Source organism: Peristeroidobacter agariperforans (assembly GCF_004138335.1).
In the GTDB taxonomy this organism is placed as follows: domain Bacteria; phylum Pseudomonadota; class Gammaproteobacteria; order Steroidobacterales; family Steroidobacteraceae; genus Steroidobacter; species Steroidobacter agariperforans.
On sequence record NZ_RYFW01000002.1, the window covers coordinates 334,917 to 358,769 of the forward strand.

At 62.6% G+C, this 23,853-nt stretch carries 14 protein-coding genes; 7 read left to right on the plus strand and 7 right to left on the minus strand.

Annotated features, from left to right (window positions below; genetic code table 11):
- Together EK373_RS15405 and EK373_RS15410 are read right to left on the minus strand one after the other, a co-directional pair.
- A complete protein-coding gene (locus EK373_RS15405) occupies window positions 1-1,221 on the minus strand; it encodes a putative DNA modification/repair radical SAM protein (protein WP_129644443.1) in 1,221 nt (406 codons plus the stop codon).
- Window positions 1,222-1,312: 91 nt separating this feature from the next.
- A complete protein-coding gene (locus EK373_RS15410) occupies window positions 1,313-1,759 on the minus strand; it encodes an Lrp/AsnC family transcriptional regulator (protein ID WP_129644445.1) in 447 nt (148 codons plus the stop codon).
- 173 nt (window positions 1,760-1,932) lie between these two features.
- Here EK373_RS15410 and EK373_RS15415 point away from each other — a divergent pair, with 173 nt between their 5' ends.
- A complete protein-coding gene (locus tag EK373_RS15415) occupies window positions 1,933-2,955 on the plus strand; it encodes a saccharopine dehydrogenase family protein (RefSeq protein ID WP_407676200.1) in 1,023 nt (340 codons plus the stop codon).
- Between the two features lie 9 nt (window positions 2,956-2,964).
- The gene (gene amaB, locus EK373_RS15420) at window positions 2,965-4,485 is read left to right on the plus strand and encodes an L-piperidine-6-carboxylate dehydrogenase (RefSeq protein ID WP_129644449.1); all 1,521 of its coding nucleotides are present in this window, start codon (window positions 2,965-2,967) and stop codon (window positions 4,483-4,485) included.
- Between the two features lie 19 nt (window positions 4,486-4,504).
- Here the strand turns inward: amaB and EK373_RS15425 are convergent, their stop codons facing one another.
- Window positions 4,505-5,104: a DUF938 domain-containing protein gene (locus EK373_RS15425; protein ID WP_129644451.1), complete on the minus strand. Its 600-nt coding sequence runs from the start codon at window positions 5,102-5,104 to the stop codon at window positions 4,505-4,507.
- A 55-nt stretch (window positions 5,105-5,159) separates the two neighbouring features.
- Entirely contained in the window at window positions 5,160-6,053 is an 894-nt protein-coding gene (locus EK373_RS15430) for a rhamnogalacturonan acetylesterase (RefSeq protein WP_322095824.1), read from the minus strand.
- Between the two features lie 320 nt (window positions 6,054-6,373).
- On the opposite strand from EK373_RS15430, the gene EK373_RS15435 reads away from it, so the two are divergent.
- The 3 genes from EK373_RS15435 (at window position 6,374) to EK373_RS15445 (ending at window position 13,651) form a co-directional block, all read left to right on the plus strand.
- Window positions 6,374-9,613 carry a TonB-dependent receptor gene (locus EK373_RS15435; RefSeq protein WP_129644453.1) on the plus strand — a complete coding sequence of 1,080 codons (3,240 nt, stop codon included), beginning with the start codon at window positions 6,374-6,376 and terminating at the stop codon, window positions 9,611-9,613.
- A gap of 10 nt (window positions 9,614-9,623) precedes the next feature.
- Window positions 9,624-11,939 carry a pectinesterase family protein gene (locus EK373_RS33375; protein WP_198683369.1) on the plus strand — a complete coding sequence of 772 codons (2,316 nt, stop codon included), beginning with the start codon at window positions 9,624-9,626 and terminating at the stop codon, window positions 11,937-11,939.
- A gap of 86 nt (window positions 11,940-12,025) precedes the next feature.
- Window positions 12,026-13,651, plus strand: a complete 1,626-nt coding sequence (locus EK373_RS15445) for a glycoside hydrolase family 43 protein (RefSeq protein ID WP_198683370.1) — start codon at window positions 12,026-12,028, stop codon at window positions 13,649-13,651.
- 50 nt (window positions 13,652-13,701) lie between these two features.
- On the opposite strand, the gene EK373_RS15450 is transcribed toward EK373_RS15445, so the two are convergent.
- Complete coding sequence (locus EK373_RS15450) at window positions 13,702-15,771, minus strand: carboxypeptidase-like regulatory domain-containing protein (RefSeq protein WP_129644457.1); 2,070 nt, start codon at window positions 15,769-15,771, stop codon at window positions 13,702-13,704.
- 297 nt (window positions 15,772-16,068) lie between these two features.
- On the opposite strand from EK373_RS15450, the gene EK373_RS15455 reads away from it, so the two are divergent.
- Window positions 16,069-17,061 (plus strand): isoaspartyl peptidase/L-asparaginase family protein, encoded by a 993-nt coding sequence (locus EK373_RS15455; protein ID WP_129644459.1) that lies wholly within the window; start codon window positions 16,069-16,071, stop codon window positions 17,059-17,061.
- Here EK373_RS15455 and EK373_RS15460 read toward each other — a convergent pair.
- Both EK373_RS15460 and EK373_RS15465 read right to left on the minus strand, forming a co-directional pair.
- Window positions 17,045-20,545 carry an ATP-binding protein gene (locus EK373_RS15460; RefSeq protein WP_129644461.1) on the minus strand — a complete coding sequence of 1,167 codons (3,501 nt, stop codon included), beginning with the start codon at window positions 20,543-20,545 and terminating at the stop codon, window positions 17,045-17,047. The two genes, EK373_RS15455 and EK373_RS15460, sit on opposite strands and share 17 nt — an antisense overlap.
- Window positions 20,542-22,695 carry an ATP-binding protein gene (locus EK373_RS15465; RefSeq protein WP_129644463.1) on the minus strand — a complete coding sequence of 718 codons (2,154 nt, stop codon included), beginning with the start codon at window positions 22,693-22,695 and terminating at the stop codon, window positions 20,542-20,544. The genes EK373_RS15460 and EK373_RS15465 overlap by 4 nt, the downstream gene beginning before the upstream one ends.
- 202 nt (window positions 22,696-22,897) lie before the next feature.
- On the opposite strand from EK373_RS15465, the gene EK373_RS15470 reads away from it, so the two are divergent.
- Window positions 22,898-23,851: a response regulator gene (locus tag EK373_RS15470; RefSeq protein ID WP_129644465.1), complete on the plus strand. Its 954-nt coding sequence runs from the start codon at window positions 22,898-22,900 to the stop codon at window positions 23,849-23,851.
- The last annotated feature ends 2 nt before the right edge of the window (window positions 23,852-23,853 follow it).

Sequence of the window (23,853 nt, forward strand, 5' to 3'; positions counted from 1 at the left end):
TCAGAACAACGATTGCTGTTCCGGCGCGCCGATCAGTGCACCCCGCAAGCCGTCGGAGCTGCGATCGCTTTGCCGCGGCCGATAGTCGGCCGTACAAATGAAGTGGCGGGCGCGCTTCAGTGTTGCGCCGAGTGTTTTCAGATCCTCGTAACGCAGCTTGCGGTGGCGACGCGAGCTGATGATGCGATCGACTACTCGCACGCCGAGCCCTGGTACTCGCAGGAGCAAGTGACGATCGGCCGTGTTTACATCGACCGGGAATTGCTGCCGATTCGCCAGGGCCCAGGTCGTCTTTGGATCCACGCTCAAATCCAGCTTGCCGCCGGGCATGGCCTGCGCGAGTTCGCCGACCGAGAATTCGTAGTAACGCATCAGCCAATCGGCTTGATACAAGCGGTGCTCGCGCATCAGCGGCGGTGCGCGATTCGGCAGACGCGCGGAGGCGCGTTGAATCGGACTGAATGCCGAGTAATAGATCCGACGCAGCTTGTACGAGCGATACAGCGTATCCGCCGTCTCGATGATGGACGCGTCGGAGCTCTCGTCGGCGCCAACGATCAGCTGCGTGCTCTGGCCTGCGGGAGAAAAGCGCGGGGCCTTCGCGCCGCCGTCCGCTTTCTCGTCGAGCTTCAGTCGAATTTCGCCCATGGCGCGCTTGATGGAGACATCGCTCTTTTCCGGCGCCAGGGTCGTGAGCGCTTCACGGGTCGGCAGTTCGATGTTGACGCTCAATCGGTCGGCATAACGGCCGGCCGCTTCGACCAATTCGGGGCTCGCTTCCGGAATGGTCTTCAAATGAATGTAGCCGCGAAACTCGTGCACTTCGCGCAGCGTGCGAGCCACTGCCACCAACTGCTCCATCGTGTAGTCGGCGTTGCGGATGATGCCGGAGCTGAGGAACAGGCCTTCGATGTAGTTGCGCCGATAGAACGAGAGCGTCAGATCGACCACTTCCGGCACCGAGAAGCGTGCTCGTGGGATGTCGCTCGATCTTCGATTGATGCAGTAAAGGCAATCGTACAGGCAGAAGTTGGTCAGCAGGATCTTCAGCAGCGACACGCAGCGGCCGTCGGGTGTGTAGCTGTGACAGATGCCCATGCCTGTGGTCGAGCCCATGCCTTTGCCCGGAGCCGCGCTGCGTTTGGGCGCGCCGCTGCTGGCGCACGAAGCGTCGTATTTCGCGGCATCGGCCAGGATGGCCAGCTTGGTTTCCAGATCCATGTCTGGCTGTATATACAGCTCGCAACCGTGGCGCAAGCTCGCGGCGCCCCTGTCAGGGGAACGTCTTCAACTCACAAAAAACTGGCAGCTTTCAGCGCTGAAACTTGGTGGACAGGACGATGGAGGAGGTGGTGCGTTCGACGCCGTCCAGCTCGCCGATGGAGTCGATCAGTTCGTCCATGTCGGTGATGGAGTCGGTGACCGCCAGCGCCATCAGATCGAATGCGCCGCTGACGGCCTGCAGAACGCGCACGTCTTTGAGCTTGCGGACTTCGCGCTCGACCTGGCTTGCGTGCTTCGGCTTCACCGTGATCATGACGTAGGCGTGCACGGCGCCGCGTTCCTGCGTCTCCGACAGGCGCACCGAATAGCCCGTGATCACCTTGGATCGCTCCAGCCGTTCCAGCCGACTCTGCACGGTGGTACGCGACAGCCCGAGGCTGCGGGCGAGGGCGGCGGTCGGGGCGCGAGCGTTCTCGCGCAACAGCGCAATCAGTTGCTGGTCGATGGAGTCGAGAGGTTGCGGGCGCGGCTTCATGCGAAAACGATCATGGCTTCGGCGAAATGACGAATGGAACCGACAAAACGCCGAAACATTGCCCACTGCTCGGCGCTTTGGCAATACCCGCTGGCGCGGACCCTGCCGACAATGCCCGGATGAAACACATTGTCGTTGCAGGCGCCGGCAAGATCGGCGTCACCATTGCCGATATGCTCGCCGCCAGCGGCGACTATCGCGTCACCCTGGCGGATCGCGCGGTGGGCCGTTTCGACGGACTGAACCCATCCATCGTGACCAAGGCGGTCGACGTTACCAATCCGCGCGAGCTGAGCGGTCTGCTCAAGGGCAGTTTCGCGGTGCTGAGCGCGGTGCCGTTCAACCTGACTGGCGACATCGCCGTCGCGGCCAAGGAAGCCGGCGCTCACTATCTCGATCTCACCGAAGACGTGGCGACGACGCGCAAGGTGAAGCGCCTGGCGGAAGGTGCGCAGACGGCGTTCATTCCCCAGTGCGGCCTGGCGCCGGGCTTCATCACCATCGCGGCTTACGATCTGATCCGCCGCTTCGACACACTGCACGACGTGCGCATGCGAGTCGGCGCGCTGCCCAAGTTCCCGTCGAACGCGCTCAACTACAACCTGACCTGGAGCACCGAAGGGCTGATCAACGAGTATTGCGAGCCCTGCGAAGCCATCGTCAACGGCGAGCGCCGCGAAGTGCCGCCGATGGAAGAGCTCGAGGAGTTCGCGCTCGACGGTGTGACTTATGAGGCGTTCAATACGTCGGGCGGCTTGGGTTCGTTGTGCGAGACCTTGAACGGCAAGGTGCGCAATCTGAACTACCGCACGATTCGCTATCCCGGCCACGCCGCCATCATGAAGGCGCTGCTCAACGATCTGCGTCTGCGCGACCGTCGCGATGTGCTCAAGGACATCCTGGAGAACGCGCTGCCGGCGACGTTGCAGGATGTGGTCATCGTGTTCGTGACGGTCAGCGGCAAGCGCAACGGCCAGCTCGTGCAGGACACATACGCGAACAAGATCTACAGCGCCGAGATCGGCGGTGTGATGCGTAGCGCAATTCAGATTACGACGGCGGCGGGGATCACGGGCGTGCTCGATCTGCTCGCGACCGGGAAGATTGCCGATCGCGGCTTCATTCGACAGGAAGATATCGATCTGAATACGTTCCTGGCGAATCGCTTCGGGCGCGCCTACGCGCCCCGCTCGTAAGGCATCAACATGACTAATTTGACCGTTGTCCAGGACGTGGCTGCGACATTGTCGCGGCTCGGTGTGCCGGCTGAGCGTGTGAGCGGCGGCAGCTTGATCGCGCGCTCGCCGATCAGCGGCGACATCGTCGGCCGGCTGCAAGAATGCTCTGCTCAGGAAGCCGGTGAGCAAATCGAACGCGCGCACCAAGCGTTCCTCGCGTGGCGCGCAGTGCCAGCGCCGAAGCGCGGCGAGCTGGTGCGTTTGTTTGGTGAAGAACTGCGCGCGGCGCGTGAAGATCTGGGGCGTCTCGTCACGCTCGAGGCGGGCAAGATCCTGTCCGAAGGGCAGGGCGAAGTGCAGGAGATGATCGACATTTGCGATTACGCGGTCGGTCTGTCGCGGCAGCTGTTCGGTCTCACGATTGCGTCCGAACGCGCCGAGCATCGCTTGATGGAGAACTGGCACCCGCTGGGCGTCGTCGGCGTGATCTCCGCATTCAACTTTCCAGTCGCCGTGTGGGCATGGAACGCGACGCTGGCGCTGGTTTGCGGCAACTCCGTCGTGTGGAAGCCGTCGGAGAAAACTCCGCTGACCGCACTTGCCGTGCAGACACTGTTCGAGCGCGCAGTTAAGAAATTCGGCGGAGTGCCCGAAGGCTTGTCGACTTTGTTGATCGGCGGCCGGGATGTCGGCGAGGTTCTGGTCGACCATCCGCGTGTTCCGTTGGTGTCGGCAACGGGCTCGACCCAGATGGGCCGAATGGTGGCTCCAAAGCTTGCTGCTCGCTTCGCTCGTGCCATTCTCGAACTGGGTGGCAACAATGGCGCAATCGTTTCTCCGACCGCCGATATGGATCTGGCGCTGCGCGCCATTGCTTTCGGCGCGATGGGCACGGCAGGCCAGCGTTGCACGACTCTGCGCCGTTTGTTTGTTCACTCCGCCGTGTACGACGACTGCGTGTCTCGACTGAAGAAGGTGTACGAGTCGGTCGCGATCGGCGATCCGCGGCGTCAGGATGTTCTGATCGGCCCGCTGGTAGACAAGCAGTCCTATCAGGCCATGCAGCAGTCGCTGCAGCAGGCCACCGCCATTGGCGGCAAGGTCGTCGGCGGCACGCGTGTCGCGCCGGACTTGGGCGACGACGCCTATTACGTTCGCCCCGCGCTGGTCGAAGTGAGCTCGCAGGACGATGTGGTGCGCCGAGAAACGTTTGCTCCGATCCTGTACGTGATGAAGTACGAAAACCTGCAGGAAGCCGTTCGTCTGCACAACGACGTGCCGCAAGGCTTGTCTTCGTGCATCTTCACCAATGATCTGCGCGAGGCGGAATATTTCCTGTCGGCGCTTGGCTCGGACTGCGGTATCGCCAACGTCAACATCGGTCCTTCGGGCGCCGAAATCGGCGGCGCGTTCGGCGGCGAGAAAGAAACGGGCGGCGGTCGAGAGGCCGGCTCGGATTGCTGGAAAGGCTACATGCGCCGTGCGACCAACACGATCAACTACGGCTCGCGTCTGCCGCTGGCACAGGGCGTGAAGTTCGATATCTGAGCTGACGCGGTGGCGGCGCTCAAGATTGGCGCCGCCACACGATCAGCCGGTTGTTAGCCGGCATCGTGTGATCCCCCACCAGCTTGCAGCCGATGCTCTGCGCCAGGCCGTCAACGGCTTCGAAATCACGAATGCCGCTGAGCGCCGAGCGTTGTTTCAGCCAGCCATCGAACTCTCGGTTGCTGTCGCTGGTGTAGGCGCCGTTGTAATTGAACGGACCGTACACGGCGAGGATGCCGCCTGGCTCCAGCACACGATCGACCCCTGCGAAGAGTTGCTCTACCGCCGACCACGGCATGATGTGTAGCGAGTTGGCGCTGAAGATTGCGTCGAAGCGCGCATCTGGCCACTGGCCCGTGACATCGAGCGTGAGCGGCGCCGGCAGATTCGGCAAAGCCGCTTCGTCCAGCCACATCCGGATGCCAGGCAAATTGTCTTCGACATCCGACGTTTGCCAAACGGCGTCGGGAAAAGCCGGGGCGAAATGCACCGCGTGCTGTCCGGTACCGCTGCCTACCTCCAGCACGCGGCGTCGATCTGGGAAATAGCCGCGCAGCACTTCGAGGATCGGACCTTGATTGCGCTCGCAGGCGGGCGCGAAGGGTTTGGAGGACGCCATGACGGACTGGACTCGGGCGCAGTGATCGTGCGCCTAGTCTATGCCAGCGCTGCTGTCAGGGAATGAGCAGCGGACGCATCTCCGGAACCGCAGTCGCAAGCTCCGCCGTGACCATCGCCGCAAAGTAGTCCGAACCTTTGCGTCCGAGGTGGGTGTAGTCGAACGACAGTTTCGGCTGCGCCATGGGCGGCAACTTCGGATCCACAGGTTGCGGAGCCGGCGGGCGATCGTTCGTTTCGGTCGTGGCAGGGATGGTGGTGCCAGTCGCCGCGGCGGCGGCAACGGCCGGCGAAGGAGGCCTTGGGGCGAACTCGTTTGCTGCTGTCGACCCCATAGCCTGAACCGCGGCCGTGCTGCGCGCATTGAGATCGACGAGCGGAACTTTCATCTCGTTCGCAACGCGCCTGATCGCCTCGGCCCAGGGCGCCAGGCCATTCTCGAGCTTGCCGTTCATGAACATTCGACGCGTCAGAGGTGTGACCAGGACGGGCTGCGCACCGGCAGCGCGGGCTTCATTCACATAGCGCTGGAGATTCGCCGGGAATTCAGTCGCCAGATCGGTCGAGCGGCCGGGTTTGCCTGGCTGGTCGTTGTGACCGAACTGAATGAGCAGCCAGGTCGTGGCGTAGCCCGGCGTGCGGGCTTCGTTGAGCGCAATGTTCCAAGAGCCTTCGGCAATATAACTGCCGGAGCTGCGGCCGCCGCGCGCCAGATTCACGCAAGCAGCAAACGAAGTCACGTGTTCTGCGCAAAAGCTGCTGCCCCAGCCGCCCTGTACGGCGACAGTCGAATCGCCGATCAAAATAATTTTCGACGCGCGAATCTGCGCGGGGGCGGGCGATGGCGCAGGGGTGTCAGCCAGCGCTGTATTCGCAGCGAACGGGCCCATCAGGCACACGGCCGCCGCACTCAAAATCTCCCTTCTGATCCAGCATCTTATGAAGTGCATGTGTCTGCCACCGGTGTCAGGAATAGCGAGGCTAGCAGATACCGGAACGGCATGACCACTGCCCCGTGGGGACCCCGCGCTACTGCGCTCTCTCGAGCGGTCCCGCCGAGAAATGGCCGTTTTCAGCGGTTGAAATGTGTTTTTTGATATGTAAAAGTAATTTCACGTGATAGCGATAACGCGCTATCGCTGCTGCAAACTTCCCGAAGAGCGGGAGGACGGGCTGTTTTTGGCCAAATTCTGGCGCTGGATTGCCACCGGTGTCATCCGGCCCGGGCCGCAGTAAACGACACATACACAACTGTTTTGGGGGGTTCATCATGCTGGTTAGTGCGAAACCATGCCTCCGCCTGGCGGTGCGTGCGGCGTTGGCTGCCTCTTCCATGGCGCTGTGCTCGGTCAGCTATGCGCAAGGTGCGCAGTCCAGTGGATCTCAAGTCGAGGAAGTCGTGGTCACAGGCTATCGTCAGGCGCTGCGCAGCGCGCTCGATGAGAAACGTGATACTGCCGCGATGGTCGACGTGATCAATGCCGAAGATATCGCCGACTTTCCGGATGCGAACCTGGCCGAGTCCTTGCAACGTTTACCTGGTGTCTCGATCGACCGTGACAACGGCGAGGGGCGGTCGATCACCGTGCGAGGTCTGGGCAGCGATTTCACTCGCGTTCGTATCAATGGTCTGGAGGCGCTATCTACCGCCGGTGCAAACGACTCAGGCACCAGCCCGAATCGCGGCCGCGGCTTCGATTTCAATACATTTGCTTCCGAGTTGTTCAGCTCGTTGAAAGTGCAGAAGACATCGACCGCAGATGTCGACGAAGGCTCGCTGGGTGCGACAGTGGATTTGATCGCCACCCGTCCCTTGGATTTCGACGAGCGGCAGCTGGCGTTCTCGGTGCAGGATGCCTATTACGAAGTCGGTGAAACTCACAATCCCCGCATCGCCGGCCTGGTTGCCGATCAATGGTTCGATGGACGGCTCGGTGTCTCCATGTCCGCCGCCTATAACAAGCGCGAGCAGGAGATCGACTCGTTTCGGCGGGCGCCTGGGACGGCCGATTATGCATATCGAGGAGCGACATTTGCCGGCACCACTGCACCGAATCTGATTCGTGGCTTCGCCGTGCCGGATGCGAGCGCGTTGCCGAGCGGAATAACCAACGCCTCCGTGCGCAATGCGCTGTCGGGGTCCAACCCCACCGCTTACGCATTGCTGAACGATCTCACGCGCATACCAGCGCTGCCTGCAATCGAAGAGGCCGCGCTCGACCAGGAACGGTTGGGTGTGACGCTGGGCTTGCAATGGAAGCCGACGGATCGCACCGACGTGAGCCTCGATGGCTTGTACTCGAAGTTCGAGCAGGACCAGATCAACTATCAGATCTCGCCGGTCGGTTTGAATCGCAACAACACGAACGCCACTCTGAACACGGCAACCGCTGCAACAGCCGCATCGTCGCGTCGGGCAGCATACGCGACGTGCACCGCTCGCGCCGCCACCGCAACCCAGGATGCCATCGATTGCGGCGAGCAGATGTATGGCGGCGCTCCAGTGTTCGCGGGCGGGTTCAGCCGCAATCCGAACAACCTCGAGCCGTTCGAGTACTACAACAACCCTGGCTCCGTGGGTTACATCGCCGACCCCAACGGCATGGCGATGCGCAACGCATTGATCGGCCGCCCGGCGGTGCGCGTGCTCGACGCGCACGTGAATGACGCGAATCAGGCCGACTACCTGGTGCTGCAAAACGTGGACTTCCGTTCGGCGGCCGACGCCAGCTTCTACACCACGGAGTTCAGGCAGGGTTCGCTGAACATTTCGCACCAGTTCAGCGACCGGTTCAGCGTGGCCGCGGTGTATGGCCAATCCGAGTCGACCAACGACAGCCAGGGCCTGCTGGCCGAGTTCAATCGCATGGACTCGCAAGGCAACTTCATCTATGACGAGCGCGGCGGCGGCTCGATGCCGGTGATTCAATTCGGCTTCGATGCGGCCGATCCGAATAACTGGGACCTCGTCAAAGGTTTCTCGGCGCTGCGTATGTATCAGCGCGAAGTCGAGAACACCTTCGAAACCGCGCGACTCGACTTCAAGCTGGGCATCACCGATTCGTTCAGCCTCGATTTCGGCGCGAGCGTGCGGACCTATGAATTCGAAACGCAGCAGTTCCAACGCCTGACTACGGAGACTTTGAATCCGAGCCTGCTGGAGTTGGGCAAGTCAGTCGGCGAGATGAGCCGCGTGGTGACCTTCGGCGACGGTCTCGATGTGCCGGCCGGCCTGCCGCGTACTTTCATCGCCCCCGATCTGGACGCGTTCCGCAATGCGGTCGGGTTCGACTGCAACTGCGTCAACGAATGGGGCGACTGGCGCCTGTCGTATCTGTCGACGCCTTCGAACGCCTATGCGGTCACAGAAGATGACGACAGCTACTTTGCGCAGCTCAATTTCTCGCTCGATGTCTGGAATCGCGCGCTTCAGGGTAACGTCGGCGTGCGCTATGCCCGCACCAACCTCGAGTCGAACGGCCTGACGACTGGCTCGCTGCCAGTCCGTGGCACGAACGAGTACACCGATACGCTGCCGTCGCTGAACGTGAGCTACGAGCTCGTGCCAGATCTGCTGCTGCGCCTGGCGGCCGCGAAAGTCATGGCGCGCCCGTTGTTGGGTAATCTCGCGCCGAGCATCACGGCGTTTTCAGCGCCCACCAACGGCAGCACGACCGGCGGCACGCTCACCGTCGGCAATCCGAAGCTGGAGCCGTTTCGCGGCAAGAACTATGACTTGAGCGTCGAGTGGTACTTTGCGGAAGGCGGGCTGGTATCCGCCGCTTACTTTACCAAGGAAATCGACTCGTATCCGCAGACCATCGTGACCACGCAAACGCTGTCGCAGATCCTGGGCCAGGACGTGATCGATCAACTCATCGCGCAGCAGACCAATCCCGCCGCCGTCGCGTATCTGCGGGCTGACTATCCGTTCGATGTGCGCCAGTTCCGCTCGGCGCCGGGTGGCGACATCAAGGGCTATGAGCTCATCTATCAGCAGGACTTGAGCTTCCTGCCAGGCGTGTTCAGCAATCTCGGCGTGCAGGCCAACTACACCCACATCACTTCGGAACTGCAGTACATCATCGATCCGGGGACGCCTCCGGGCGCGGCGAATCCACGTCCGCAGCTCGTGCAGCCTGGTCCGTGGCTGGGAGCCTCACCGAACTCTTACAACGCCACCGTGTACTACGAGACGGAAAAGTGGAGCGCGCGCGTGTCGGGTGCGTATCGCGATGGCTATGCGACGCAATACCCGTTGGCGTCCGGCTCCTGCGATCCGGGCGTCTGCGATTCGCCGCTGGTCAACGACTTCATCGGCAGCGAGGACACGCTCAACGTCGACGCCTCGGTGTCGTACGTGGTGAACGATGCGATCACGCTGAACTTCGAGGCGCTGAATCTCACCAATCAGGCCGACGAGCGCTGGGCCTATCAGCAGAGCCCGTTGGTCACGCAGTATCGCAGCACCGGCCGTCAGTACTTCGCAGGTGTGCGCTTGAGATTCTGAGGGTGCAACGATGAGATCGCGTGTGCTTGTGCCGTTGTGTGGTTCGATCCTGGCGGGGATCGCTGGCTGTTCCTCGCCCCAGAGCGTGCCTTCGAACCCGGCAGGCCGGCCTGGTGAATCGCCGCTGGCGTTTCCCGGCGCGGAAGGGGCAGGTCGGCTGTCGCTGGGTGGCCGCGGTGGGCGGGTCGTCAAAGTCACAAATTTGAACGATTCGGGCCCGGGCAGCCTGCGCGCCGCCGTCGAGCTCGCGCAACCGCGCACCATCCTGTTCGATGTTTCCGGCACCATTGCACTCGAATCGCCTTTGCAGATCGAGCAGCCGCGAGTCACGATCGCGGGGCAAAGCGCGCCGGGCGACGGCATCACGCTCAAGAATCATCCGCTCATCGTTGCAGCCGACGACGTGGTGATTCGTTACATGCGCTCGCGTCTGGGCGATGAGCGCCGGGCCGAGAGCGACGCCATCTGGGTTCGCAGCGGCCGGCGCATCATTCTCGATCACGTTTCTGCCAGCTGGTCGGTCGACGAGACGCTGTCGGTCAACAACGGATTCAAGGATCCGCAGACCGGGTTCTACGATGTGACCGTGCAATGGTCGATCATTGCCGAGTCGTTGCATCGATCGGTGCACGCGAAGGGTGCGCACGGCTATGGTTCGCTCATTGCCGGCGGCTACGGCACGCGCATCAGCTTTCATCACAACCTGTGGGCGCATCACCAGGGTCGCAATCCCCGACCCGGCAATCCCGTGCCGCCGGCGCGCGACCCGCTCGGCGCGTTTCACGACTATCGATCGAATGTTTTCTATGACTGGGGTGGCGCGCACTCGGGTTACAACGCCGACACGGGCGCGAAGGCTTCGATCGTCAAATACAACTTTGTCGATAACACGTATCTGCCCGGTCCGGCCTCGACTGGGCGGATCGCGTTCGATGAATCCAACGAGCTCGCGCAGGCATGGTTCGCGGGCAACACCATGGACGGCCAGCTGCCGCCCGACCAGTGGGCTCTGGTCGCGGGTAAGAAAGGCCCCGAGCATCGGCTCGCAAAGCCCGTCGACGTCGCGCCTGTCGCCGCAGATCCGGCAGCTCGTGCCTTCGAGCGAGTGCTGACCACGGCCGGCGCATCGTTGGTGCGCGATTCAGTCGATCGCAGGCTCGTGCAGAGCGTGCGTGATCGCAGCGGCGGATTGATCGACTCCCAAACACAAGTCGGCGGTTGGCCGGCGCTGGCGTCGCTGCCGGCGCTGCTGGATGGCGATCAGGACGGAATGCCGGATGCGTGGGAGCAGGCGAACGGGATGAATCCATACGTGGCAGATGACTCCGTGGACGCCGACAAGGACGGCTACACGAATCTGGAAGAGTATCTGCACGACCTGGCGACCGCGCCGACTCCTAGAGGCAAATTCTCCCAGCCGACCTACAACGGCACGGCATTCCTCTCATTGCAGGCTGCCGTCAATGCGCTGCCTGCCAATGGCGGAGAGATCCTGCTGCCGGCCGGCGAGTACCGCGAAAAGATCGTGATCGACAAGCCGAACGTACGCTTGCGCGGTCTGGGCACGAGTCCCAGCGATGTGATCGTGGTGTGGAGCGACGCTGCGGCGACGGCGGGCGGTACGTTTCGCTCGGCGACGTTGCACGTCAGTGGCGACAACTTTCGCGCCGAGAATCTCACGATACAAAACGACTATCACAAACGATCGGATCAGCGTTCACAGGCAGTCGCGCTTTCGGTGACCGCAGATCGAGCGGTATTCGATAACCTGCGCCTGCTCGGCGCGCAGGACACGTTGTACGCGGGCAGCAAGAAGTGCGGCTCCGATCCGTGCCTGACGAGCCGGCAGTATTTCTCGAATTGTTACATCGAGGGACACGTCGATTTCATCTTCGGCGACTCCAAGGCGTTCTTCGAGCGGTGCCAGATTCACGCCATCGCGCATCCCGAAATCTTGATCACCGCGCACGCGCGTACGGCGCCGGATCAAGACAAGGCCTTCGTGTTCAATAACTGCACCGTCACGGGCGAGAAGGGCGCGGAGCGCATCTACTTTGGGCGGCCCTGGCGCGACTACGCGGCCGTGATCTTCATGAATACCAAGGTGGAAGGCGATCTCGATCCGCAAGGCTGGCGCGAATGGACGCCGGGCAAGACCGACCGGCTGAAGCTGGCATACTACGCAGAATTCAATACGTCGGGCCGCAACTCTGATATGAGCCGGCGGCAGTCGCATACCAAAATTCTGTCTGCCGCCGAGGCGCAACGTTGGGCGCTGTCTTCATTCCTTGCCGGTGCGGACGGCTGGAATCCCGCGGCGATGTAATGGGGCATCCAATGCGTTTTGGCCGTGACCGAGTTTCAATCCTTGGTTCATTGATTGGGTTTGTGATCGTTTCCGCGAGTCCAGCGATGGGCGCAGCGCGCGCTCCGTGGGTGCCGGATCTCGGTAACGGGCGTTATCAGAATCCGGTGCTCGCGGCGGATTACTCCGATCCCGACGCGACGCGGGTCGGCGACGATTTCTATCTGACCGCTTCATCGTTCACCAATATTCCCGGCTTGCCCATCCTGCACTCGAAGGATCTGGTGAACTGGACGTTGATTGGCCACGCGCTGCCACGACTGACGCCGGAGGCGCATTTCTCGGTGCCGCGGCGAGGCGGTGGCGTTTGGGCGCCGGCGATCCGCCATCACAATGGGAAGTTCTATATCTACTATCCCGATCCGGATTTCGGCGTGTACGTGATCACGGCGAGCGATCCGAAGGGGCCGTGGAGTGCGCCGGTGTTGGTGGACAACAGTCGGGGCGTCATCGATCCCGCTCCGTTCTGGGATGACGACGGCAGCGCCTGGCTGATCGTGGCGTACGCGCGCAGTCGTGCCGGCTTCAACAATATTCTGCAACTCAAGCGCATGTCGCCCGACGGCACGCGCCTGCTCGATGCCGGCAAGACGGTCGTGGATGGCAATGCGCTGCCGCCTCAGCCCACGAGCAACGGTCCGATGCCTTGGGCGCCGATCGAAGGGCCGAAGTTATACAAGCGCGACGGCTGGTACTACATCTTTGCGCCGGCCGGCGGTGTGAAGGGTGGTTGGCAAACGGTGTTCCGTTCGCGAAACATCGATGGCCCCTATGAACTCCGCAACGTGCTGGACCAAGGCAAGACCGACGTGAATGGTCCGCATCAGGGTGCATGGGTAACCACGTCCGCTGGAGAAGATTGGTTCCTGCACTTCCAGGACACCGGTGCGTTCGGGCGTCGCGTGCATTTGCAGCCGATGGTGTGGAAGGACGGCTGGCCCGTCATCGGTGCGGATCGTGACAAAGATGGCCGCGGCGAACCGGTTAGCACGTATCGGAAGCCCAAGGTGAAGGCTCCCAGCGAGATTGTCGTCCCGCAGATGAACGATGACTTCTCGGGGCCCTTGTCATTGGCGTGGCAGTGGCACGCGAACCCTGCTCAGGATTGGATGAGCTTGTCGGCCGCGTCCGGGTTCCTGCGCTTGAAATCGGTTTCTACGCCGGTGAGCTTGTTCGAAACCGGCAGTGTACTGACACAGAAATTTCCGGCGCCGAAGTTCGTCGCTGACACGAAGCTGCACTTTGCGCCGATACGTGAAGGCGAGCGCGCGGGTCTTGCAGTAGTGGGAACGAGGTACAGCTGGATCGGTTTACGCAAAGACAGCGACACCGTGCGGCTCCTGCACGACGGTCGCGTACTACTGGAAGGCGTGACGAGCGATATTCATCTGCGAGCCCGGATCGAGCCTGTCGTGGTGGATATCACACCACCGGACAAGCTGCATTGGCCGGTCGAGCGCAAAGAAGTGCTCGCGCAAGTGAAATTCAGCTACAGCACCGACGGCGCGCGTTTCGTGCCGTTCGATCATGCGCCGGTGCAGATCGACCCTGGCCGCTGGGTCGGCGCGACGATCGGATTGTTTGCTTCGTCGCCGGCGGGCACGCCGGCGTACATCGGCACTTCAGTCGGTTACGCGGACTTCGATTACTTCCGCATCTGCGCCGTCGAATAAAACAGCAGCCCACCGGAAGGACGGACCTTCTCGGTGGGCTGCTCCAAACATCAACGCTGGCTGACGCCGCGGAAGCGCAACTTGCGCGCGCTTGCTTCGCCGAACAACGAAGCCTTGCCGCTCACGACTGGGGATGCGGCTGGCACTTCGGAGTCGTAGAAGCGGACCAGCGTGCTGGGAAGGGTGTTGTCATTCACGCCATAGAAGTCCGTGCGACGATATTCCATCCAGTAGGCGCGGTGCTGCCCGGAAGGCAGATCCATGACCGCGAGCGGCACCAGGCGACGCTCATCGTAGACGATGCAATCTGCGCTGCTGCCGGGTACGCAATGATCCTGTTGGTTCGCTACGTCGAACGTACGCTGGATCACCACGTCCTCACCATCGATGCCCCAGTGGAAATTGAACGGGGGGGTGTTGCTGCCATCCTGGGTGATCAGCTGGTCGTTCTCGATCCTGTCGTCTTCGTGCGCGCCAGTGCCGTCGTTCTCGAACAGCAGGCGGAAGCCCTTCGTGCGCTGATCGCTGCTGCCTTCGATGCCGATGCCGAACTGATAGAAGCGTCCAACGACGTTTTCCTGAGTGAACACCAGCGGCAGCTCCGGATCCTTGTACACGGAGGCGCCTGCGTCGATGTAACGACCGTCGGCAGTGGTGATTTCGTAGAACAGGTCGGTGGTGACGACGTCGACGGTGCGTAGCGAGCGGAACTGCGCCACGGTGCCGTCGGCGAACTCCACATTGACCGCACGGCCCGAGCTGTCGAGCGCCCAGGTGAAGTCCTTGGCGAACGCCCAGGTCCGGCCGCTGCCGTCGGCGTTCAGATCGGCGATGTCGGCGGTGGGGCCCACGCCGTCGACATATACGTAAATCGACTGGGTCGAATCGGCCAGATCGTCGGTGCCGAGTTGCTCGAAGTCGTCGTCCTCGAGAATGGTGCGCGCCACTGTAGTCGTTTCGGTGCGCGGATCGAGCTCGCACTCCGGCTGGTACGTGATCTGAGTGGTCTCGGTGATTGCCACCACGCGATCGCTCAACAACGTGAGCTTCACGCCGTCGCTGGCAATGTCCGTCTGCACCTGGCCAGAGACCTCCGTGCACTCGGGAACGATCTCGTAGCTGGTCACGTGCACCGTCTCGCCATAGCTGATCTCGACGCTCGAGCCATTGACGGCCCACGTCGTATCTACATTCCAGCTGCCGGCCGTAGCCGTGCCGGTGCCGTCGGCGTCGAACGTATACGAGTTCACGCGATTGAAATAGTTGAACGAGAACTCGGCGGCGTCCGACAGCATCGCCACCGTCAGTTTCGCCGGCAGCGAATCGCCGCTGACCGGCTGCGTCAGCGAGCTGTCGGTGACGATGGCGGTCTGCGTGCTCTGGAAGGCCGTCGGATCCTGGTTGTAAGCGTTATCGGTGAACTGCTCGCGCGTGGCGCTGCTGGACATCAGCGCCAGCAGCGAGGTCTCGCCGTCGGGCATCGGATAGTTGGCCGAGTCGTCCACGTACAACTTGATCGCGGTTGCCAGATCCAGCACTTCCTGGCTGTTGAGCGTTGCTGACAGAGTGCGCAGGCTCGCTTCGTCCGCAATCGGGTTGCCGCCGTTGGCTTCCTTGAGCAACACCGCTTGAGCCGTGCTCACGTTCGTGATCTGGGTCGCAAAGTTCTCGGTGTTGGACAACGTGCCATCGTCGCCAGCCTGGCTTTGCAGAGAGGCGAACGTGCCCGCGAGGCTGGTGAATTCAACATACGATTGCGAACCCACCCCGCGTGCGGACAATGTCACGAAGCCGCCGGTCGCGTCTTCATCGACCGCGATCTCGAGGCTGTACACGCCGTTGGCGTCGGCGGTGGCCGTGAATGTTTCATCGCCGATCGTGGCTGTGACGACGGCATTGGCGATCGGGGCGTCGGTGACAGTGCCGGCCAGCGTCACTCGGCTGAGCTCCGGCTCGGGCGTCGGCGGGGTCGGATTGGGGTTGGGATTGCCGGTCGGCGGAGTCGGAGCCGGCGTGCTGCTCCCACCGCCACCACCGCCGCCGCAGGCGGCGAGCGTCGCCATCAGCAGGGTTGAGACGACCGCCGCGCTCAAGCGCCGGCCAGTTCGCAATGAACTCATCGAATGCTCCTCGAATGCCAGGTTTCATAACCCCACGCCGGGAGCACATGGGGACGTATGAACTCACGGTAGTCGAGGAGCTTTTTTCAGCGCATTGCCAATTTTGGATAGGCGGATGACTAGTTTCGCAACTTGTGATACGCACCTCGCGCGATGTGAGAGGCGCGTCGCATTGGCAAGCGTCGATGCTAGAGTGGCGCGCACAGATCATGTGAGGAATTGGACATGGTTCACGCCTGCTTCGTGAGAATATCGGTGCGAGCAGCCGCTCTGGCTGCGCTGTTTGCGAGTGTTGCCATGTCGGCTGAAGCCGGACCGCGTTGGGCGATCGTCGTGCACGGCGGTGCTGGCGTCATCGAGCGTAGGCAACTTTCCGCCGAGCAGGAACGAGCGTACCGGGAGGCGATGCGCAGGGTGACCGAGCACGGCGCCAAGCTGCTGGCGGCCAACGAGCCGGCGCTGGATGTGATCGAATCGACCATCGGTTTGATGGAAGACGACCCGCTGTTCAACGCCGGCCGCGGCGCTGTGTTCACGGCGCAGGGTCGCAACGAGCTGGATGCCGCCATCATGGACGGCAAAACATTGAAGGCCGGCGCCGTCGCCGGAGTCACCCGGACCCGTCACCCCATTTCATTGGCAAGGCGTGTGGCGGACGCGTCGCCTCATGTGATGCTGATGGGCGTGGGCGCCGACGAGTTCTCCAGGCAGCAGGGGCTGGAGCAGGTCGAGCCTGGCTACTTCTATACGCAACGCCGTTGGGATGCGCTGGTGAAACATCTGCAAGCAAACAAACTGCCCGTGCCGGCCAAGCCAGCCGGCATCAAGAATGACGATCCGGCCAAAGGCCTGGCGCACGACGAAGGCAAGAAGGGCACGGTCGGTGTGGTCGTGCTGGACATGTCTGGCAATGTCGCGGCGGGAACATCCACCGGCGGCACCACCGGCAAGCGCTGGGGCCGCGTCGGGGACAGCCCGATCGTCGGCGCCGGCACGTATGCATCGAATCAATCGTGCGCCGTATCGGCGACCGGCACCGGGGAATATTTCATCCGCCTCAGTGTCGCGCACGAGATCTGCTCGTTGGTGCGCTATCGCGGCATGAGCCTGCAAGCGGCGGCCGACGAAGTCATTCAGAAGCAACTCACGGAGCTGCAGGGCGATGGCGGCATCATCGCCGTCGCGCCCGATGGTCAGATGGCGTGGAGCTTCAATACCTCGGGTATGTATCGTGCCCGCGTGGCGGAAGGTCAGCCGATGACCATCGGCATCTTCAAGGATGAGAAATAACCCGCCGCGACTGGGTGTCTTGAATGTCGACGCCATCGATGCGAGCCAGCACAGTGACCATCAGTTGAGTCACTGAATGCCGGGACTTGACCAGCGCCGCATCCACGGCGTTGCGCAAGGCTCGCGACGGCTCGTCCGCTGTGTAGGAGATGGTGACCGTCGGCCGCTCGCCGGCGCGGGTCGGGATGGGCAGCAGATCTTGCCCCGAGCCGTCCGGTAACGCGATATCCAGAATTACCGCGTCGAAATGCTTTTCGGCCAGCTGCTGGCGAGCTGCCGCGATCGATCGTGCCGAAGTCACAACGGCGTTGCGCGACATGGCCTCGCCCACGATGGCGGCGAGCGACAGATCGTCCTCGACGTGCAGAATCTGCGGCAACTCCTCGCCTGGCGACGGCGCCACGCTGCGTTCCACATCGACCAGAGCATCCTCGGCTTTGCTCTGTGAATGGATGGGCAAGATGACGTAGAAGCTGCTGCCCTTGCCGGGCGTGGTGTCGAAGCCGATGCGACCGCCGAGTTGTTCGGTGATCGTCTTTGCTATCGACAAGCCGAGGCCGGTGCCGCCTTTGGCCCGGCTATCCGATGCATCCGCCTGCGCAAATTTCTGGAAAATGCGCGCGCAGAATTCCGCGGGAATACCGGGCCCATTGTCACTGACTGTAACGCGGACGTCGGCTGACTGTTCACGCTCGATGCGAATGCGCACGACGCCACCGGGCGGAGAAAACTTGGCGGCGTTGGAGATCAGGTTCGTGAGCACCTGAGTGAGCCGGTCGCTGTCGATGAGCACGTTGGCGTCGTCGCCATCTTCGAGCTCGATGGCGACGCCGAGACTTTGCGCGAAGCCTCGGTTGAACTCGGCTACCGACGCTACCTCGGCGCGCACCGAGCGCACGCTCATGCTGAAATCCAATTTGCCCGCTTCGGCCTTCTCCAGATCCAGGATGTCGTTGATCAATCGAATCAAGCGCTCGCTGTTCTGGCGCGCAATACCGACCAGCCGCGCGGCCTTTTGCGGGATCTCGCCGGCCGCGCCACCGGAGATGAGCGTCAGCGAGCCGGCAATCGACGTGAGCGGCGTGCGCAGCTCGTGGCTGATGGTCGAAACGAACTCAGCTTTCATGCGCTCGACTTCGCGTCGCACCGAGATGTCGTGCAGCACGGCGACGTAAAGTTGCTCGTCGTTGATGATCATTTCGCGGATCGAGACTTCGATGGGAACGACGCGGCCGCCGCCGTGCCGGCCTTCCATTTCGATGCGCCCGGCTTTGCCGCCATCGGGAGTTTTCAGATAGCGCGACAGCCGCGAGGCGTGCGGCTCGGGCAGCAGCAGGCGTGCGTCCTTGCCGACGATGTCTTCGGCGCTGTAGCCGAACAAATGCCGGGCGCCGCGATTCCACGATTCGATGTTGCCGCTGGCGTTGATGACGACGATGGCGTCCTCGACGCTGTCGAACAGCGTTGCCAGCCGGGTCGCCTGGTCGCGATACAACCGCTCGCTGTCTTGCAGACGCTTGTGCGTCTCTCGCAGCTCCATTTCGCCGCGCTTGAGCAGCGTCAGATCGCGAACTGTCGCGACCAGGGTGCTGCGCGTGGTTGGATCGAGCCACGCGAATTCCACCTGCAGATAACTGATCTCGCCGGTGGCGGATTCGCGCTGGAACTCCATGGCGGGTTGCTCGGCGCAATGCGCCAGCGAGCGCATGCCGTGCTCATCGACCTGCAACTCCAGTCCGGGCAGCAGGTGAGTGAGCTGCTCGCCGACCAGTTCACGCGAGCCGGCATCGAGCAGGTGCCGGAAGCCCGGGTTTGCCGAAAGCAGGGTGCCGATGCGATTGACGGTGATGATGCCGTCGGCCGCTGTGTTCATGATTGCGGTGAGGTGCATCGCGCTGTCGTTGGCGCGCGAGCGCGCGGCGACCACTTTGCCGATGAGCGGGGCGATCTGCCACCGAAGGATCCAGACCGCCGCTGCGACCAGGCCCAGCATCAGCCACAGCAACATGTTCAAGCGCTGACGCAAGTCGCTGTAGAGCGTGTCCAGCGGCGTCGTCAGGGTGATCGCCAAAGGTGTGCCGGCGATGGGGCCATACGCGGCGAAGAAGCGCGCGCCGCGTGGCTCCGCAACCAACGTCACGCCGCTCTTGCCACTGAATGCAAGGTTTAGCGGGCCAGTGCGTCCAGCCGTCTCGCGGGCAATCGGCAAACTTGCCAGAGGCGAAGAGGCCAGCCGCAGGCATTGCATCGAGTGCTCGCTGAGCGCCTGACAGATGGATGTGTCGAATTCACTAGTCGTCTTGTCCGATAACAGAGTCGCGGTGAGGCGGGGCAGCGCGAACTGCATTCGAATGAAACCGCGGCGGCCGGAGGCATCCGGCGGCGTCGCCCGCTCGATCAACAGGCGAGCGTCGTTGCCGATCTCGATGCGAGCTCTATCGTCGAGGGGCACGACGGCGCTGGACGGCGGCCCGAACGAGCCCGAGCGCAACAAAGATTCGCCGTCCTCATCGAGCAGCTCCAGCGCTTGCAGGCCGCGGCTGAGCGGCAGCCGGTCCTCAGCCCAGCTCTGCAGGGCCTCGCGCAGCCTGGTCGCACTGACTCGCGGCGAGGCGCGCGCGACGATCAGGGCCCACGACTGGCTCGACACTACACGCTCGCTCTCCTGGCGTTGGCCGGCGATTTCGGTGCCGATCAGTTCTATCTGGTTGCGCAACTCGCGGTTCAGCGCCGTACGTTGCAGATCGTGGCTATGGCGCACCACGACGGCGAAGCACACGGCCGCGCAGGTGATGGTAATCGCCAGCAACGCCGCGGTGCTGACCGCGAGAATGCGGCGAGAGTCGTTGGAAACATCGTCGGTTTTGTTGAACGAGCGTCGATAGCACAGTTGCGCCAGGCCGAGCGACAGCAACAACAAGCCAGCGGCGGTGTGTGGGGCAATGCGCGTCGCATACTGCCAGTCATAAACGATGTCCAGGCCCAGCAGCCGGCCGAAGAACGACACCAGGGCGATCAGAAAGATCGCGCCCGTGGCCAACGGCGCAAGCCAATGCAGGCGATTGCTTTGCGGACGGCTCAACTGCGCGAGCGCCAGCGCGGCGAGGACGAACGCGCCAGCTACTTGCGGCGCCATGCGGCCTCGATGGAGGGCCGCTTCCAGAATCCATGAATCGCCGAGCAGCCGGTCGATGCCGAGATCGATGGCGAACACGTGCTCGCACAACGTGAGCACGCTGGGAATGGCCAGCAGAATCGCCAGGCCCAAGCGTACCCGCGGTCGTCCCAGGCTGAGTGCGAGTCCCGCGACGATGAAACAGAGGGCGGCGTTCAAGGTCATGCCGACGTTATCCGACCCGACCAGGAAGGTGAGTGGCCGCCCGATCAGCCAGCCGACGGCGATGCCGACGCCGAGCGCGATCAGTACCACGGCGACGATGTCACTATTGCGTAACGGCAGGCGCTGCGGAGTAAGCGCGCTCATGAAACTGTAGATTGCTGAAGAGCTATGGTCTGCGCCGCGACGCTATCCGCGTCGGGCAGATCGAAATAAAACGTGGTGCCGCCGGGCCCGGTCTCGAAGCCGATATGTCCGCCGAGCCGTTCGATGATGGCGCGGCTGATGGCCAGCCCGAGCCCGGTGCCGGCACGGCTGCGCGAGTCCGATGAATCGGCCTGGGAGAATTTCTGGAAGATGCGTGGCTGGAATTCCGGCGGGATCCCTTTGCCGTAGTCGCGCACGCAGACACGCACGCGACCTTGATGGCAGCGCGCAGTCACTTCGATCGCGGCGCCAGCGGGCGAGAACTTGCTGGCGTTCGAGAGCAGATTGGCCATGACTTGCAGGAACCGATCGGGATCGACCAGCACGTCGGCATGGCACACCGGCTCTGGGGTGACGAAGTGCACGTTGAGCGATTGAGCAAATCCGGCGTTGTCCTCCAGCGAGCGGTTCACCAGCTCGTTCACATCCATACGACGCACATCGAAGCGCTGCTTCTCCGATTCCAGCTTTTCCATGTCGAGAATGTCGTTGATCAGCAGCGTCAGGCGCTCGCAGTTGTTCAAGGCCATGTTGACCAGGCTCGCCGCGCGCTCCGGCAGTGCGCCCGCGACGCCGGCCGACACCAGTCCGAGCGAGCCGCGAATCGATGTGAGCGGCGTGCGCAACTCATGCGAGACCGTCGCGACAAACTCGTTCTTCATGCGCTCCACGCGCCGGCTCTCCGTAATATCCCAGATCAGGCCCGTCATGCGAACGGCGCGACCGCTTGCGTTACGCAATGTCAGGCCGGAGGCGCTGACGACGCGCTCTTCGCCGGTGGGATAGGTAATGCGAAATGTCGTACGCAATTGGGGCTGTTTGCCGCTGAGCGCCGCCATCAATTCGTTGCGCGCCCGCTCGGCATCGTCCGGATGGACGGCGCTGAGCATGTAATTCACATCGGGCTTCAGATCGCGAGGTGCGCCGTAGATTTCGTAGGTGCGCGCGTCCCAGGTGAGCGTGTCGGAGACCACGTCCCAGTCCCAGATGCCCATGCCGCCGGAGTGCGCCGCCAGCACGAAGCGCTGATTCATTCGGATCAACGCTTCGGCGGCGCGCTTGCGCTCGCTGATGTCGATAGCGGTGGCCAGAAAGCCGGTGACCGTGTCGGCATCCACGCGCGTCGGAGTCAGCACCAGATCCACGAGCACGCGCTGATCGTTCTTGCCAACGAACGTACACTCATGACGCAACGTGCCGGTCGCGCGGCTGTACTGTAAAAGTGCATCGAGCCCGAACAGCTGACGACCTTCGGTGCTCAATTCGCCGGCCATGTCCTGCAGCTCATCGGCATCCAGCAGCAGCTCCATCGTGAGCTTGCCGGCCAGCTCCTGTTCGGCGTAACCGAGCATTTTCTCGGCGCCGCGATTCATCATCGAGATCATGCCGCCAACATCGAGCGCGATGATCGCGACGTGATCTGCGGCGTCGATGAAGTCCCGTAATCGATGATTGGCCTGAGCCAGCGCTCGCTCGGAGCGCTCCTGAGCTCGTTGCTGCTCGCTGGCCTGCATTCGCAGCACGATGTTCTCGGTGATGTGCTCGCTGAGGCGAATGGCGGCTGCCGAGATCACGACTGCATAAATCGCAGTCATGGCGCCCATCGTGGCGCTGTACGCACCGGGCTCGATCAGCATCCGGCCTGCCAGAGGTAACACACACGGCAGCACGAAGCCGAGCGCAGTTCGTTTATCGACGGCGAGTGTGGTGATCGCGCCGGCCGAGACGCCGGCAATGACAAAGGCAATGAAGGATTGCGCAGCGACGTTCTCCTCAGGAAACACCATCACGGCGCCGAAGCCCCACGCCGCGCCGCCGGCAATGGCGCCGATGAGGAATAACGTCGACCATGCAATGTTTTCACGGCGGCCGTAGCGTCGATAGGCCAGCCATAGGAAAAAGCGCGCCGCAGTGACAATGACGATGCCGACACTCGCCCATGGCGCATGATCGGCGCCGGCAAGATGTGTTACCGCGACGGTGAGCGTCAGCAGTACCAGGGTGGCGAGCAGGGAAGACGGCAGTCCTGCGAACAGGAGCTGCAGCTGTTCATCTCTTACGCGCTGTTCCGTTTGAAAAGGTCGGTGCAATGAACGAATGCCCGCCAAGTGACTCGACACCCTATTAATACGTATGGCCGCGAGCCGATATACGCGCCTTTGCTATGGACTTCATGGAGGCCGGAGATTGCGGGAATCACTCATGCGAACGGCATGGGCTAGCTGATCTCATGCGGCAGCGCACGGAGCCAAGCTTCCGGAAAACTCTCACAAACATCGAGCTATCGCTCCTATGAGCAACGTTCAGGACGCATCCGTGACTGGGGCTTTGGGTCGCACCCCGCAACGTATTCTGCTGGTGGATGACGACGAGCTCGAGCTGGAGCTGATGGCGGACCGCCTCAAATCGCTCGGCTTCGAGACGCACACCGTCAGCGACGGCAGCGCCGCGCTGGAATTGTTGAAGACGCAATCGTTCCCTGTGGTGATCACCGATTGGCAGATGCCCCGCATGGATGGCATTCGTCTGACCGAGAACCTGCGCAATCAAGGCGACAGTGAGACCTACATCATCATGCTCACGGTGCTCGACGATGACAGCTCGCACGAGCGCGGCTATTTCGCCGGCGTCGACGATTACCTGAGCAAGCGGGCGCCGGACGCGAAGATCGTCGCGGGCATTCGTGCCGGCTTTCGGGCGGTGGAAATGCGGCAAGCATTACACGCCGTGAGGCAGCAGCAGGGCGCGGCCTTGGTGAGTGACGTGGCGAGCGGCGTGTTGGCCGATCGGATGCGCGCCGAACTGAAGCGTGCAGCCCGCTACGGCCGGAACCTGTCGATATTGGCGATGGAGCTGCAGTCGCAGAGCGGCGAGGCCGTGGCTGCGGACACGATGGCACGAGCGGTGAGTGTCGTGACCGAAAGTATTCGAGTCGATATCGATTTTACTACCCGCTATCGCGGACACGATGGCGTGCAGCGTATCGCCGTCGTTCTACCCGAGACCAATGGTGCGGCGGCCGCCGGCGTCGGTGTCCGGTTGAGCGCCACATTGGCGGCGCGGTTACTGACACCGCTCGAGGCGTTCACGGCTCGGGTCGGTTGTGCATCGTTTACGCCTGCTCAGGAAACCGGAGCGTCACAACCTGTCTCTGCGAACATCGAAGCACTGCTGCGTGAGGCCGAAGCAGCGGCTCGAATCGCGTCGACCTCCGCGACCACACAGCGGCGCACCGAAGCGGGCTGAGC